Raw genomic sequence first — 15542 nt, 5'->3', positions numbered from 1 at the left:
CCATATGAAACACACATGGTTGCATTTCAAGAGGTACCGCTTTCTTGTATAATAACCTTAACAAAACAACAACATTGAGATGAGGTGCAGCAGCAATGAACATACATGAATTGAAACAAAAGTTTATTGAGAAGTACGGAGAGAGTGAAGCGGATCTCCGTGTATTCCATGCTCCTGGACGTGTAAATCTGATCGGGGAACATATCGACTACAATGGTGGGTACGTGCTTCCGGCAGCACTTGAATTCGGTACAACACTTGTTATCCGGGAACGGAAGGACGACAAATTGCAGCTGGCTTCCACCAATATGTCCTATGAAGGCGTGCTGGACACGTCCTCGATCGGCAAGGAGAAAACAGGGGAGTGGACAGATTATCCAGTTGGTGTCATGGTTGAACTGCAAGGTAAAGGCGTGAAGGTAACGAAAGGATATGACTTCCTGTACCACGGTGAAATTCCGAACGGTGCCGGACTCTCCTCTTCGGCTTCGCTGGAGGTGCTTACGGGATACGCAATTCAGTCCATGGAAGGTGTATCAGAGATCGATACAGTACAGTTGTCGCTCCTGTCCCAAAAAGCAGAAAACGAGTTCGTTGGCGTCAACTGCGGCATTATGGATCAGTTTGCCGTGGCTAACGGAGCAGAAGATCATGCCATTCTGCTCATGTGTGATACGCTTGAATATGAGAAAGTACCTTTCCGTACGGGCTCTTATAAGCTGGTCATTGGCAATACGAACAAACGTCGCGGTCTGGTAGACTCGGCCTATAACGAGCGGCGCTCCCAATGCGAGCAGGCACTTGCCATTTTGAAGGAACAGCTGCCTGCACTTGATTATCTGGCGCAACTGACGCCGGAGCAATTTGTAACCCTGCAGGATCACATCAAGGATGAGAAGGTAAGACAGCGTGCCGAGCACGTTGTGGAAGAGAATGCGCGTGTGCTTGCATCGGTAGAAGCACTGCGTAATAACGATCTGGAAACGTTTGGCAAGCTGATGAATGCTTCCCATGAATCGCTCCGATATCTGTATGAAGTAAGCTGTGAGGAATTGGACGTGATGGTTGAGGAAGCGCAGCGCATTCCAGGCACACTTGGCGCACGCATGACGGGAGCCGGATTCGGTGGGTGTACGGTGTCACTGGTACATGAGGATGATGTAGAACGCTTTGTCCGCGAAGTGGGGGCAGCTTATGAAGCACGTACAAGTCTTAAAGGAGACTTCTATGTGTGCGGAGTAGGCGACGGTGTCAAAGAATTGAAGGAGGCGAAGTAAAATGGCAATTTTGGTGACAGGTGGAGCAGGATATATTGGTTCGCATACGGTAGCGGCTTTGTTGGAACGCGGCGAGGAAGTTGTGGTTCTGGATAATTTGCAGACAGGGCATCGGGAAGCATTGCTTGGCGGCAAACTGTATGAAGGAGATCTGCGTGACAAGGCGTTTCTGGCCAAACTGTTTGCTGAAAACTCGATTGATGCAGTCATCCACTTTGCAGCCAACTCGCTGGTCGGTGAGAGCATGAAGGATCCGGTTAAGTATTATGACAACAACGTGTTCGGTACGTTGTGCCTGCTGGAAGCGATGAATGCAGCCAATGTGCGCCGGATCGTATTCTCTTCAACAGCCGCCACTTATGGCGAGCCTGAGAAAGTGCCAATCGAAGAAAGCGACCGCACTGAACCTACGAACGTGTATGGCGAAACGAAACTGATGATGGAACGCATGATGTCCTGGTTCGATAAAGTACAGGAGATCAAATATGTGTCCCTGCGTTACTTCAATGCAGCTGGAGCACATGATAGCGGTAAAATTGGTGAAGACCATCAGCCGGAGAGCCACTTGATCCCGCTCGTACTGCAAACCGCACTGAAACAACGTCCGCACATTGCCGTGTTTGGCGATGACTACGCGACAGAAGATGGAACCTGTGTCCGCGATTATATTCACGTGAGTGACTTGGCAGATGCGCATCTGCGCGCGGTAGATTATCTCCGCAAAGGGGAAAACAGCAACGTGTTTAACCTGGGTAATGGTCAAGGCTTCTCGGTTAAACAGGTGATTGAAACTGCGAAAAAAGTGACCGGACTTGATATCCCGGTTGTACAGGAGCCGCGCCGTGCAGGTGATCCGGCTGTGCTGGTCGCATCGTCAGCCAAAGCAAGATCCGTACTGGGCTGGAATCCGACACGGACCAATCTGGAAGATGTCATTCAGAGTGCCTGGAGCTGGCACCAATCTCATCCTAACGGCTACGGAAAAAACTAGGAGGCGAACATCAATATGTCACAGACCCATAATGCTGCAGGCACCACAGACCGGACACCGGAGCAGCAGGAAGCACTGCATGCCATTGAACGTCTGGTTGCATTTGCCTTGCAGAACAAGCTGATTGAAGAAGCGGATTATGATTATAGCCGCAACCTTCTGCTGGAACAGTTCGGATTTTCGGAGCCGTACGATGGAGCGCTGAACGAAATTGTACCGGATGGACCGCAATCTTTGCTGGATACGTTGATTGACTATGGTTATGCAATTGGACTGATTCCGGAGAATACCGATACGTACCGTGATTTGCTGGATGCGAAAATTATGGGTCAGCTGATGGCCCGTCCATCCGAGGTGGTTCGCGCGTTTCGCCACACAGAGCAAACAGAAGGTATTGAAGCAGCCACATCGAAGTTTTACGAGCTGTCGATTCACTCCAACTACATTCGTATGGACCGAATCTCGAAGAATGTGTATTGGACACAGGAAACACCATATGGCGATATGGAAATTACGATTAACCTGTCCAAGCCGGAGAAAAGTCCGAAGGAAATCGCCATGGCCAAACTGCTTCCGCCACCGGTGTATCCAAAGTGTCAATTATGCCGGGAAAATGTAGGCTATGCTGGCCGGGTAAACCACCCGGCCCGTCAAAACCTGCGCGTTATTCCGCTGGAATTAAACGGTGAACCTTGGTTCTTCCAGTACTCGCCGTATGTGTACTATAACGAGCATTGCATCATTTTCCATCATGATCATGTGCCTATGAAGCTGACAAAAGATACGTTGCGCAGGCTGCTTGCCTTCGTAGGCGAGTATCCGCATTATTTTATTGGTTCCAATGCAGACCTGCCTATCGTGGGTGGATCCATCCTGACTCACGACCACTTCCAAGGCGGACGCCATACATTTGCCATCCAAAATGCGAAACCTGAAGCGGTATTCCGTCATGCGGATGCACCTGGGCTTACCCTGAGTCTGGTAAAATGGCCAATGTCCGTTCTTCGGCTCGCTTCACATGATCCAGCGGAGCTGCTCGAAGCGGGTAACGCCGTGTATGAAGCGTGGAAACTGTACAGTGATCCTTCCGTTCAGATCCAGGCGTTCAGCGAGGTGAATGGAGAGCAGGTACCTCACAACACCGTAACGCCAATTGTTCGTCGCAGTGCGGACGGTGGTTACGAGATGGATCTGGTTCTACGCAACAATCGTACGAATGAAGAGCATCCGGAGGGGATTTTCCACCCGCACCGTGAAATGCATCATTTGAAAAAAGAGAACATCGGACTTATCGAAGTCATGGGGCTTGCGATCCTTCCAGGGCGATTAAAAGAAGAATTGGACGGAATCGCTGATATTCTCGCAGGGGACACTCGGCTTGCCGAAACTGCCCAGGCTTCTGATCATGTTTTGAACCAGCATCTTCGCTGGGCGGAAGAACTGAAAGAACGTTTCGGTTCCAACCTGGACAAGGAACAGGCCGTTGCTCTCATTCAACAGGAAGTAGGCCTTAAGTTTTCCGAGATTTTGGAGCATGCCGGAGTTTACAAATATGATGAAGCCGGACGTCAGGGTTTCCGTCGATTTGTAGAAAGCATGGGATATACCGAATAAGTACAAGTGGCCAGTAATATTATGCTATGAATAATCAATTGCAAAGGATAGGTGAGCAGCAATGCTCGTCTATCCTTTTTATTCAATACAATAAATCATTCAACTTGCAATTACTTGTGTATGTGGTTCGATGGTTATTTGTACTCATGTAGCTCAAGTAACCAAAGTATCTTTCTATCTTGATCAATAAACACAGAGCCATGGCAGAGGTGGGTCGTTCATTGTATAATATGAGAATGATTATCATAGGATTGAACAAATACTTGAAGTTTAGGAAACGGGGACGAATAGATGCAAAAGAAGCCACTGAACATACCGCTAATCACCGACGCAGCAGAATTGCAAAACATGGTGGGTGAGCCTCATGAGCACGTGAGAAACAAAGCGATATCGTTTGTGGACTCCCATGTTGAACATTTTTTATCCATGTCACCCCTATTTTTTCTGTCCAGTTCCGATGGGGAAGGTAGAAGTGATGCATCCCCCCGTGGAGACGAAGCAGGCTTCGTGAAGGTTCTTGATCCACATCGTCTGGTCTATCCCGAGCGTCCAGGCAATCGCCGCATTGACTCGCTGTTAAACATCCTAAACAATCCTGGGGTGGGTATGCTCTTCCTCATTCCCGGTATGAACGAAGTATTACGCATCAATGGAACAGCTTCTATTACGAAGGATGAGGAGTTTATTAACAGTATGGACTGGACGGGAAAAACGATAGGGGCAGCGGTTATTGTAGACGTGAATGAATGCTTTATCCATTGCCCGAGAGCCTTCAAGCAGGCGGGATTGTGGTCTTCCGAGACCTGGGTGGACAAGGAGAGTCTGCCTTCCAGCATGGATATGTTCCGTGCCCATCTGCAAATCAACGGCTTGTTATAAGTGAGTGACTATGGATTTGTTTTTATAAAATCGGGGTACTATAATTGGAGTTGTACAAACATTCTAACTCCAATGGAGGCGACATAGATTATGAGATCTTTTCAATTTTATAACCCTACCCGTCTGATCTTCGGTAAAGGACAACTGGAAGCGTTGAAAACCGAAGTACCGAAATACGGCAAACGGGTTTTGCTTGTATATGGCGGCGGCAGCATTAAACGCAGTGGTCTGTATGACCAAGTGATTGGCTTGCTTAAGGAAATCGGAGCAGAAGTTACAGAACTGGCGGGCGTGGAACCGAACCCGCGTCTTTCGACTGTCCATAAAGGAGTAGACATCTGTAAAACTCAGGACATCGAGCTGATTCTCGCCGTAGGTGGGGGTAGTGTGCTCGATTGCGCCAAGGCGATTGCCGTAGGTGCGAAATATGATGGCGACATGTGGGACTTTGCTCAGCGTAAAGCAGTTGCCCAAGATGCACTTCCACTTGGTACCGTGCTGACCATGGCAGCGACCGGTTCCGAGATGAACTCGGGTTCCGTTATTACCAATCAGGATACCCAGGAAAAATTGGGCTGGGGCAGTGCGTATTCGTTCCCTGCGTTCTCTATCCTTGATCCGGTTAATACATATACCGTGCCTTTGGATCAGACGGTATACGGCATGGTTGACATGATGTCTCACGTATTGGAGCATTATTTCCATCTGGATGAGAATACGCCAGTACAACTTGGCTTCTGTGAGACAATTCTACGTACCGTTATGGATGCAGCACCTCGTTTGGTAGAGGATCTGGAAAACTATGAGCTGCGCGAAACCATTCTGTACTGCGGTACGATGGCATTGAACGGCGTATTGAATATGGGCCTTGCCGGTGACTGGGCAACCCACAATATCGAGCATGCAGTATCTGCTGTGTATGACATCCCGCACGGCGGGGGCCTTGCCATTCTGTTCCCGAACTGGATGAAACACAACATGGACGTAAACGTGGATCGTTTCAAACGATTGGCGATTAATGTCTTTGAAGTCAATCCGGAAGGCAAATCGGACAAACAGGTAGCCGAGGAAGGCATTCAAGCTTTGCGCAAATTCTGGACGTCTATTGGCGCGCCTAGTCGTCTTGCTGACTATGACATTGACGACAGCCAGATTGATGTCATGGCTGACAAGGCAATGCTGTTTGGTCCATTTGGTAACTTCAAGAAGCTGCAGCGTGAAGATGTTGTATCCATTTACAAGGCTTCTCTGTAATAAAGGGCATTCAATTATTAATAAAGACCGCAAATCTCCACAATATGGAGCTTTGCGGTCTTTTTGCGTGAATAGTCTTGTAAAATAACCATTATCGGGTCTCGAATACAAATGAGGAAAGATTTTGAAACTTTTTGAAGGTAGCTACGTATTTATTTACATGAGGAATGCCCAGTGAGTTAGGTGTTACGGCAGAAGAGAGGAGGAACGGGGAATGGAGTCCATCTATTGGGGATGTCTAATCGGAGGAGCCATATTTGCGGTCGTCAGCCTGGTGCTGGGTGACTTGATTGACGGATTGCTGGATGGAGCTTTTGAACTGCCAGGCATCGATTTTCTCAAACCTGTTGTACTTGCTGGTTCTATTACAGCCTTTGGCGGGGCTGGCATCATGTTGACACGTTATAGCTCGGTAAGTGCCATTGCGGGTCTTATCTTATCCCTGCTTATAGGTATTGCTGCTGCCATGCTGGTATTCTTTGCTTATATCAAACCGATGCGGAACAGTGAGGTTTCCATTGCATTTTCCATGAAGGAATTGTCCGGGAAAATCGGAGAAATTACGATTCCAGTACCTGAAAAGGGTTTCGGTGAGGTCATGATCCGTGTTGCTTCCGGTAACACGATTCATACCGCGTCCAGCTTCGAACATCGCCCTATTGCGGCAGGAGCGCGTGTTGTTGTGGTGGACGTTACGGAAGGTGTACTTCGTGTAGCAGAATGGGATGAAGATGTACTTAAAGACGTCTAAGTAGGACGCGAGAAATTGTTTCGTCATCAATGAAATAAGGGAGAGATGTGGATGAATTTTGATATGGATGTGTTGTTGATTCCTGCTATTGTTGTAGGTGTCATTCTGGTTCTTGGTTTGGCCTTCTGGGCGAGATATAAGACGGTTGGACCCGATGAAGCGATGATTGTTACGGGTTCATTCCTGGGTAATAAAAATATTTCCGAAGATGAGTCCGGTCGGAAAATTAAAATTGTACGTGGCGGTGGTGCCTTCATCTGGCCTGTGTTCCAGCAATCGGAATTTATCTCCTTGCTGTCTCACAAGCTGGATGTATCCACACCTGAAGTATATACGGAACAGGGTGTTCCGGTTATTGCGGACGGTGTTGCAATTATCAAAGTTGGTAGTGCTGTGGAAGATGTAGCAACAGCAGCCGAACAATTTATTGGTAAACCCGTTGAAGCGTTACGAGGCGAAGCACAGGAAGTTCTGGAAGGGCATTTGCGGGCCATTCTCGGAACGATGACTGTGGAGGAAGTCTATCGAAATCGGGATCGGTTCGCTCAAGAGGTTCAAGGTGTGGCTGCACGAGATCTGAAAAAGATGGGTCTGCAGATTGTATCTTTTACCATCAAGGATGTTCGTGACAAACAAGGATATCTGGACGCGCTCGGTAAACCGAGAATTGCTGCCGTGAAGCGGGATGCCGAAATTGCGGAAGCGGAAGCGATGAGAGATGCGCGTATTCAAAAAGCAAATGCGGAAGAGCAGGGGCAGAAGGCTGAGTTATTACGTGATACCAATATCGCCGAAGCAGCCAAAGAGAAGGAATTGAAAGTGGCAGCGTTTAAGCGCGACCAGGATACAGCTAAGGCCGAAGCGGACCAAGCGTATCATATCCAAGAAGCACGTGCGAAACAGACGGTTGTTGAAGAACAGATGAAAGTTGAACTCGTGCGTAAAGAACGTGAGATTGACCTGAAAGAAAAAGAAATTACCGTACGTGAGAAGCAGTATGATGCGGAAGTGAAGAAAAAAGCGGAAGCAGATCGTTATGCTGTCGAGCAGGCGGCCGAAGCGGATAAAGCAAAAAGAATGCGCGAAGCCGATGCAGTACAATACTCCATCGAAACCCAAGCCAAAGCAACAGCCGAACAAAAACGGCTTGAAGGTCAGGCTATGGCAGATGCAGAGCGGGCCAAAGGTACTGCGGACGCAGAAGTCATTCGTCTGCGCGGTCTGGCGGAAGCTGAAGCGAAGGAAAAATTGGCGGAAGCGTTCCAGAAGTTTGGCGAGGCTGCAGTACTCGATATCATCGTCAAAATGCTGCCTGAACTTGCTGGTAAAATTGCAGAGCCGATCTCATCCATTGATAAATTGACGGTAGTAGATACAGGTAAGGGTGAGGGTGCAGCACGTGTAAGCAACTATGTGACCGAACTGATGTCTACAGCTCCTGAGATGCTGAAAAGCGTATCGGGCATCGATGTAGAGCAGTTAATTAAAGGACTGACCAAGTCCAAAACACCAGCACCTGTTGCTGTTCAGCAAAGCGAGACACCAACGACTCCATCTGTGATTGACAAGATTGTGGAAAGAACTGGGGCAGAGGATTAGGACTAGGTGTGAACGATGCGTGAAGCTCTATTGACCTTAACGTGATTTTTTGTTACTTTTTAAGCGAGACGTTCGGCGCGGTTTGCCCGCATCGGACGTCTTTTCGTTCATTACGAGGATGTGACGACATCACATTCCAGATGGTATGAAAAAAGAGGTGCAAACAGTGAGCAGCCTGCATGTAAACAAAGCGTTAAATAATAATGTAATTATTGCACAGCATCCTGAACATGGAGAAGTCGTCGTCATCGGTAAAGGCATTGGCTTCAACCGGAAAACCGGTGACATCATCCCCTTGATGGCTGTGGAGAAAATGTTCATTTTGAAAAACCAGCAGGAACAAGAACAGTACAAACAACTTCTTCCTCAAGTGGATGAGGCATTGATCGAGATTATTAACGAATGCATTACGTATATTGCAGAGCGTACGGATGTTCCGCTTAATGAACATATTCATATTGCATTGACTGATCATATTTCTTTTGCACTTAAGCGCAAAGAACAGGGCATTGTCATCCAAAATCCGTTTCTATATGAAACTCGTGAGATCTATCCAGAAGAATATCGGATGGGAGATTACGCCGTTCGCCTCATTAAGGAGAAGCTCGGTGTCGACTTGGGCATGGACGAAATTGGCTTTATAGCGCTGCATATCTACAGTGCCATGACCAACCAAAACATATCCCAAGTACGCGAACATTCACAGCTGATTACCGACCTGGTAGGAATCGTCTCGGATCAGTTGGAATATTCGTTTGAAACGGAGTCGCTGGACTATTCGCGCCTGCTTACGCATCTCCGCTTTGCATTGGAACGTGTGCGTCGAGGGGACAAGGTGGAAGAACTTCATAAGCTCGATTCCTTGCTCAAGTTGGAGTATCCCGAAATGTACTCGCTTGCATGGAAGCTTACCAAAGTCATGGAGAAAAGATTGAATCTTCCTGTCTATCCTGCAGAGGTGGGGTATCTGACTATTCATCTTCAACGGCTGTATCAAAGGAAAGAAGAAGAGAACAAGTGAAATTTTTCCACGTATGGAATGGCGTCCTGAGAATTTTAGTGTAAAGGCTTGCACTGTTTTGGAAGTGATGCTACAATGGTGTCCGTAATCAAGCAACTGAAAAAAACATAAGCGACGTGTTACTGACTCGATCAGGCATGAGTTTCTAGAGTGTGATTGTTCTTACCTTATACAGGGTATGCTATACCCGAAGGTTGGTACAATTCGCTTTATTAGCTTATGCCTTTTTTGATTTCCCTTGCTTGCATCACGACATACAGATCTAACGAAAGGGTGAATACGACGCGATGTTTAAAAAGCTTTTTGGCGTCTTGCAAAGAGTAGGTAAAGCTCTTATGCTTCCTGTAGCCATTCTACCAGCAGCGGGCTTATTGCTCGGAATCGGTAACATGCTGGTGAATCCGGACTTTTTGCAATATGTAACGGCACTGGATACCCCATGGGTGAACTCAATTGCAACAATCATGATGAACGCAGGTCAGATCGTATTTGACAATCTGGCATTGCTCTTTGCCGTAGGTGTAGCCGTTGGGCTAGCCGGAGGCGAAGGTGTGGCAGGTCTTGCGGCCATCATTGGTTATCTGGTGATGAATGTCACTTTGGGTACTGCAGTTGGTGTAACGCCGGCAATGATCGGCGAAGTACCAGGTTATGCCAGTATTTTGGGTATTCCTACACTGAGTACAGGTGTGTTCGGAGGTATCATCATTGGTATAGCCGCAGCACTGTGTTACAATCGGTTCTTCAAAATCGAACTGCCGTCTTACCTTGGATTCTTTGCAGGTAAACGATTTGTTCCGATTATCACTTCGGTTGTTTCCCTCTTGCTCGGGCTACTGCTGGTGGTCATCTGGCCACCGATTCAAAATGGACTGAATGCTGTATCTCATTTCATGGTAGATACGAGTCCGACGCTCTCGGCATTCATTTTCGGAGTTGTGGAACGGTCCCTTATTCCGTTTGGACTCCACCACATTTTCTACTCTCCATTCTGGTTTGAATTCGGTGAGTATGTGAACAAAGCTGGAGACGTTATTCGTGGGGACCAGCAGATCTTCTTCAACCAATTGCGTGATGGTGTAAACCTCACGGCGGGAACCTTCCAAGTGGGTAAATTCCCGTTCATGATGTTCGGTTTGCCGGCTGCGGCACTTGCGATGTACCATGAAGCAAGACCGGAGCACAAAAAGTATGTTGCAGGGATCATGGGTTCAGCTGCGCTGACCTCGTTCCTTACCGGGATTACAGAGCCACTTGAATTCTCGTTCCTGTTTGTGGCGCCAGTCCTGTTTGCAGTACACTGTATCTTCGCAGGTTTGTCTTTCATGACAATGCAAATTCTGGGTGTCAAAATCGGGATGACGTTCTCCGGTGGATTCATTGACTTCCTGATTTTCGGGATCATCCCGAACCGCACACCATGGTGGGACGTTATTATCGTCGGTTTGATTCTTGCCGTGATCTACTACTTCGGATTCCGAATGATCATTCGCAAGTTCAACCTCAAAACACCAGGTCGCGAAGATGCAACACCTGAAACAAACTCGGGTGGAGGATCAGGTTCAACAGACGATCTGCCACACAATATTCTGGAAGCCTTCGGTGGACAGCAGAATATCAAACACCTGGATGCATGTATCACTCGTTTGCGGATTGAAGTAAATGAGAAATCCAATGTAAATAAAGATCGTTTGAAACAATTAGGTGCATCTGGCGTGCTTGAAGTGGGTAATAATGTACAGGCCATTTTCGGTACACGTTCAGATACAATCAAGTCCCAAATGCAGGACATCATTGCAGGACGCACCCCGGCACCAGCACCAGCTGCTGATGTTACACCTGCTCCTGAAGAGGAGAAGGCGGCGGGAGCAGAAGGCGAACGCATTATTGCCGAAGATATCGTCATGCCGGTTAACGGTGAATTGATGGATATCACTAACGTACCTGATCCGGTCTTTGCCGAGAAAATGACAGGTGACGGTTTCGCTGTGCTGCCGCATGATGGCAAGATTACTTCGCCTGTGTACGGTAAAGTGTTTAACGTATTCCCTAGCAAACATGCTGTCGGTATCATGTCTGACGGCGGCAAGGAAGTACTGGTTCATATAGGTGTCAACACGGTGAAATTGAAAGGTCAAGGTTTCAACGTGCTTGTGCAGGAAGGTGATCTGGTATCGGCCGGTCAACCGATTATGGAAGTGGACTTGGAGTATGTGAAAGCTAACGCTCCTTCTATCATCTCGCCAGTGATTTTCACCAACTTGCCCGAAGGCTCCACGGTGACCCTGAAGAAGAGTGGAGTACTGAAAATTGGCGATCAGCCAATCATTGAGATAAAATAAGAAGTGTTCCGACAATGGCAAGCAAGTGTAAATATATGCAATGCCTAAAATAAACTACTTGAAAGTGAGATGATTGTAATGCAACAAACATTCAGAATTACAGACGAAGATGGTATCCACGCACGTCCGGCGACAGCCTTGGTTAATACAGCTAACAAATTTAAAGGTGCAGAATCCTTTGCAGAAGCTAATGGTAAAAAAGTAACACTGAAATCCATCCTGGGCGTTCTGTCCCTCGGTCTGGAACAAGGCGACACCATCAGCATCATCGTTGAAGGCGAAGGCGAAGCTGAAGCTCTTCAAGCTCTGACTGACGTTATGGTTAACGAAGGGCTGGGCGAAATTAATGCTTAATGTTTCCGGGATCGCGGCTTCGGCGGGTATTGCTATCGCCAAGGCGTTTATCTTGGAGCATCCTGATTACTCTGTAGAAAAACGCCAAATCAACGACGTTGACGCAGAGATCGCAAAACTCGACTCAGCACTGGGCAAGTCCCAGTCTGAGCTTGAGGCGATCAAAGAGCGTACTTTACAAGAGCTTGGCGAGAAGAAAGCTGAAATCTTTGCTTCCCATTTGCTCATTCTGAATGACCCGGAACTGATTGATCCGGTAAAAGCAAAAATTGCTGATGAAAAAGTGAATGCAGAATTTGCACTCAACGAAACGGCATCGCAATTTATCTCCATGTTCGAGAACATGAAGAGTGCTTACCTGCAGGAACGTGCTGCAGATATGCGTGACGTAACCAAACGTGTGCTGAATCACTTGCTTGGTATCGACTTCATGAGTCCGGCTGAGATCAGCGAGGAAGTGATTGTGCTGGCGGAGGATCTGACGCCTTCCGATACAGCTCAATTGAACCGTCAATATGTAAAAGGTTTTGCAACCAACATTGGCGGACGTACTTCCCACTCTGCAATCATGGCTCGTTCTCTTGAAATCCCGGCTGTTGTGGGAACCAAAGACATTCTGGCTCAAGCCAAACAAGGCGATATGATTATCGTTGATGGCTTGGACGGTCATGTTCTGGTTAACCCAACAGATGAGGTAATTGCGGAGTATCGTTCCAAACAGGAACAATATGATGCACAACGTGCCGAGTGGAGAAAACTGCGTGACGAACCAACTGTAACGGTGGATAACGTTCATGTGGAACTGGCAGCTAACATTGGTACGCCGAATGACGTTACTGGTGTTCTGGAGAACGGTGGAGAGGCTGTAGGCCTGTACCGTACCGAGTTCTTGTACATGGGCAGAGACAAACTTCCTTCCGAGGATATTCAGTACAATGCTTACAAAGCTGTACTTGAAAAAATGGAAGGTAAGCCTGTCGTTGTTCGTACACTCGATATCGGTGGAGACAAAGAGCTTCCATATCTGGATCTGCCAAAAGAAATGAATCCATTCCTTGGTTTCCGTGCAGTTCGTCTGTGTCTGGACCGTCTGGATATTTTCCGTACTCAATTGCGTGCATTGCTGCGTGCTAGCGTACATGGCAACCTGCGTGTCATGTTCCCAATGATCGCAACACTGGGTGAATTCCGTGAAGCGAAAGCGGTCCTGCTCGAAGAGAAGGAAAAGCTGGTAGCTGAAGGTATTGCTGTTTCCGACAGCATCCAACTGGGTATCATGGTTGAAATTCCTTCAACTGCTGTGCTTGCGGATCAATTCGCCAAAGAGGTTGATTTCTTCAGTATCGGAACGAACGATCTGATTCAATACACTATGGCAGCTGACCGTATGAACGAGCGTGTATCCTATCTGTACCAACCATACAACCCTGCTATTCTGCGTCTGGTGAAAATGGTCATCGATGCAGCACATCGCGAAGGTAAATGGGTTGGCATGTGTGGAGAGATGGCAGGAGACGAAACAGCAATTCCATTGCTGCTTGGTCTCGGACTGGATGAGTTCAGCATGAGCGCAACATCCATCCTGCCAGCTCGTAGCCAGATCACCAAGCTGTCCCGTGCGGACATGCAGGAACTGGCTGCCAAAGCTCTGGACATGCAAACTGCTGAGCAAGTGGTTGAATTGGTTCAAAGTATCAAAGCGTAATTTTGCGAGGGTTTTCCTCCAGATTTTAAGGTCTTTTCTTTTTCCGATGAATGGGCTGCAGAAATGCAGCAATATTGCCGGTATCTGCGAACAGCGGATGCCGGCTTTTTTTGCGGGCAAGTTTAGGATTATATGAAATGAGAAAGAGAGCGTTCGGCGCGTAGGAGGCAGCGACATTAGCAAATAAAAAACGGCTTCAGCTGACGTTGAAACATCAGCTGGAGCCGTTTAGTTGAATGGCTGGGTTAACTGCACGCGCAGTTCAATACAGGTTTACGTGCTGCTGTGGTCTCATCCAGACGGGTAACCGGCGTGCCATAGGGGGCATTGAGTACCAGTTCAGGTGTCTCTTCTGCTTCCTTGGCAATGCGAATCATCGTATCGATAAAGCCATCCAGCGTTTCTTTGCTTTCTGTTTCCGTTGGTTCAATCATGATACATTCCTCTACGTTGAGCGGGAAGTAGACGGTTGGCGGATGATACCCGAAATCAAGCAGCCGTTTGGCTACATCCAATGTTCTTACACCATATTGCTTCAGGCCTCGGCCAGACATGACAAATTCATGCTTACATACGCCTGGGTACGGAATTTCGTAATAAGGTGCAAGACGTGCCATCATATAGTTTGCATTGAGTACGGCACATTCGGATACCCGGCGCAAGCCTTCAGGTCCATACGTACGAATGTAGGCATAGGCGCGTACCAAGATGCCGAAGTTGCCGTAATAGGCTTTGACCCGACCAATCGATTGATCTCCTTCCCGATCCAGGGCGTATTGTCCCTGATCGTTCTTGATCACCATCGGTTTCGGCAGGAACGGAATCAGACGATTTTTTACGCCGACGGGTCCGGCACCAGGACCACCTCCGCCATGCGGAGTACTCATCGTTTTGTGCAAGTTCAGATGCACGACATCGAAGCCCATGTCCCCAGGACGGGTAATACCCATAATGGCATTGGAGTTGGCTCCGTCATAATAGAGAAGGCCACCAGCTTGATGCACGATGGAGGCAATCTCCTGAATGTCCTTTTCAAACAATCCCAGGGTATTTGGGTTGGTCAGCATCAAGGCTGCGGTATCGGAACCTACGGCCGCACGCAGTGCATCCAGATCGACCAGACCGTCCGCACGGGATGGAATGGTTACCGTCTCAAAGCCAGCCACGGTTGCACTTGCCGGGTTGGTGCCGTGTGAAGAATCCGGAACAATGACTTTGGTCCGCTGTTCACCACGACCTTCGTGATAGGCACGAATCATCATGAGGCCGGTCCATTCACCATGTGCACCAGCAGCTGGTTGCAGGGTCACCGCGTCCATGCCAGTCAGACCTGCAAGGTCGTTTTGCAACGTATGCAGAAGTTCAAGTGCACCTTGGATACTGGATTCAGGCTGATACGGATGGATTTTGGCAAATCCATTGTAGCGAGCTACATCTTCGTTAATCTTCGGATTGTACTTCATTGTACAAGAGCCGAGTGGATAGAATCCGTTATCTACCCCAAAGTTCCGGCGAGAAAGGGCAGTATAGTGACGAATGACATCCACTTCAAATACCTCAGGCAGTGCAGCTGCTTCCGAACGCAGCATTTCCCGGGGAATCAAGCTGGCGGGATCTTGACGCGGAACATCGCATTCAGGCAGGGAGTAAGCGACACGCCCCGGGCTGCTCAGTTCAAAGATCAGCGATTGCTCTGGAGCAGGCGATGCTGCTTGTGTCATTTGTTGCGTGCTGGTTTCGGCTTGCGAAGGAGCT

12 protein-coding genes are annotated in these 15542 nt (G+C 48.1%); 11 read left to right on the top strand and 1 reads right to left on the bottom strand.

Going from position 1 to position 15542, the window contains the following annotated elements; translation table 11 throughout:
- Positions 1 to 95: 95 nt before the first annotated feature.
- From CHH60_RS14420 to ptsP, 11 genes are all read left to right on the top strand, one after another.
- The gene (locus tag CHH60_RS14420; protein WP_095359771.1) at positions 96 to 1277 is read left to right on the top strand and encodes a galactokinase; all 1182 of its coding nucleotides are present in this window, start codon (positions 96 to 98) and stop codon (positions 1275 to 1277) included.
- 1 nt (position 1278) lies between these two features.
- Positions 1279 to 2268 (top strand): UDP-glucose 4-epimerase GalE, encoded by a 990-nt coding sequence (gene galE / locus CHH60_RS14415; protein WP_095359770.1) that lies wholly within the window; start codon positions 1279 to 1281, stop codon positions 2266 to 2268.
- A gap of 15 nt (positions 2269 to 2283) precedes the next feature.
- Complete coding sequence (locus CHH60_RS14410) at positions 2284 to 3882, top strand: UDP-glucose--hexose-1-phosphate uridylyltransferase (protein ID WP_095359769.1); 1599 nt, start codon at positions 2284 to 2286, stop codon at positions 3880 to 3882.
- A 291-nt stretch (positions 3883 to 4173) separates the two neighbouring features.
- Positions 4174 to 4761 carry an MSMEG_1061 family FMN-dependent PPOX-type flavoprotein gene (locus CHH60_RS14405; RefSeq protein WP_095359768.1) on the top strand — a complete coding sequence of 196 codons (588 nt, stop codon included), beginning with the start codon at positions 4174 to 4176 and terminating at the stop codon, positions 4759 to 4761.
- Positions 4762 to 4851: 90 nt separating this feature from the next.
- The gene (locus CHH60_RS14400; RefSeq protein ID WP_095359767.1) at positions 4852 to 6015 is read left to right on the top strand and encodes an iron-containing alcohol dehydrogenase; all 1164 of its coding nucleotides are present in this window, start codon (positions 4852 to 4854) and stop codon (positions 6013 to 6015) included.
- A gap of 214 nt (positions 6016 to 6229) precedes the next feature.
- Positions 6230 to 6766 (top strand): protease, encoded by a 537-nt coding sequence (locus CHH60_RS14395; RefSeq protein ID WP_095359766.1) that lies wholly within the window; start codon positions 6230 to 6232, stop codon positions 6764 to 6766.
- A gap of 51 nt (positions 6767 to 6817) precedes the next feature.
- Positions 6818 to 8365 (top strand): flotillin family protein, encoded by a 1548-nt coding sequence (locus CHH60_RS14390; RefSeq protein WP_095359765.1) that lies wholly within the window; start codon positions 6818 to 6820, stop codon positions 8363 to 8365.
- Between the two features lie 166 nt (positions 8366 to 8531).
- Positions 8532 to 9386 (top strand): glucose PTS transporter transcription antiterminator GlcT, encoded by an 855-nt coding sequence (gene glcT, locus CHH60_RS14385; RefSeq protein WP_095359764.1) that lies wholly within the window; start codon positions 8532 to 8534, stop codon positions 9384 to 9386.
- A gap of 287 nt (positions 9387 to 9673) precedes the next feature.
- Complete coding sequence (gene ptsG / locus CHH60_RS14380; protein ID WP_095359763.1) at positions 9674 to 11728, top strand: glucose-specific PTS transporter subunit IIBC; 2055 nt, start codon at positions 9674 to 9676, stop codon at positions 11726 to 11728.
- 78 nt (positions 11729 to 11806) lie between these two features.
- On the top strand, positions 11807 to 12082 hold the full coding sequence (locus CHH60_RS14375; RefSeq protein WP_036617010.1) for an HPr family phosphocarrier protein: 276 nt from the start codon (positions 11807 to 11809) through the stop codon (positions 12080 to 12082).
- Positions 12075 to 13787, top strand: coding sequence for a phosphoenolpyruvate--protein phosphotransferase (gene ptsP, locus CHH60_RS14370; protein WP_095289546.1), 1713 nt, complete (start codon positions 12075 to 12077; stop codon positions 13785 to 13787). The genes CHH60_RS14375 and ptsP overlap by 8 nt, the downstream gene beginning before the upstream one ends.
- A gap of 245 nt (positions 13788 to 14032) precedes the next feature.
- Here ptsP and gcvPB read toward each other — a convergent pair whose 3' ends face one another.
- Positions 14033 to 15508, bottom strand: a complete 1476-nt coding sequence (gene gcvPB / locus CHH60_RS14365; protein ID WP_095359855.1) for an aminomethyl-transferring glycine dehydrogenase subunit GcvPB — start codon at positions 15506 to 15508, stop codon at positions 14033 to 14035.
- Positions 15509 to 15542 lie beyond the last annotated feature (34 nt).

Origin of the sequence: Paenibacillus sp. 7523-1, from assembly GCF_002276415.1 — a bacterium.
Taxonomy (GTDB): Bacteria; Bacillota; Bacilli; order Paenibacillales; family Paenibacillaceae; genus Paenibacillus; species Paenibacillus illinoisensis_A.
This window is presented reverse-complemented; position numbering and strand designations above follow the sequence as displayed.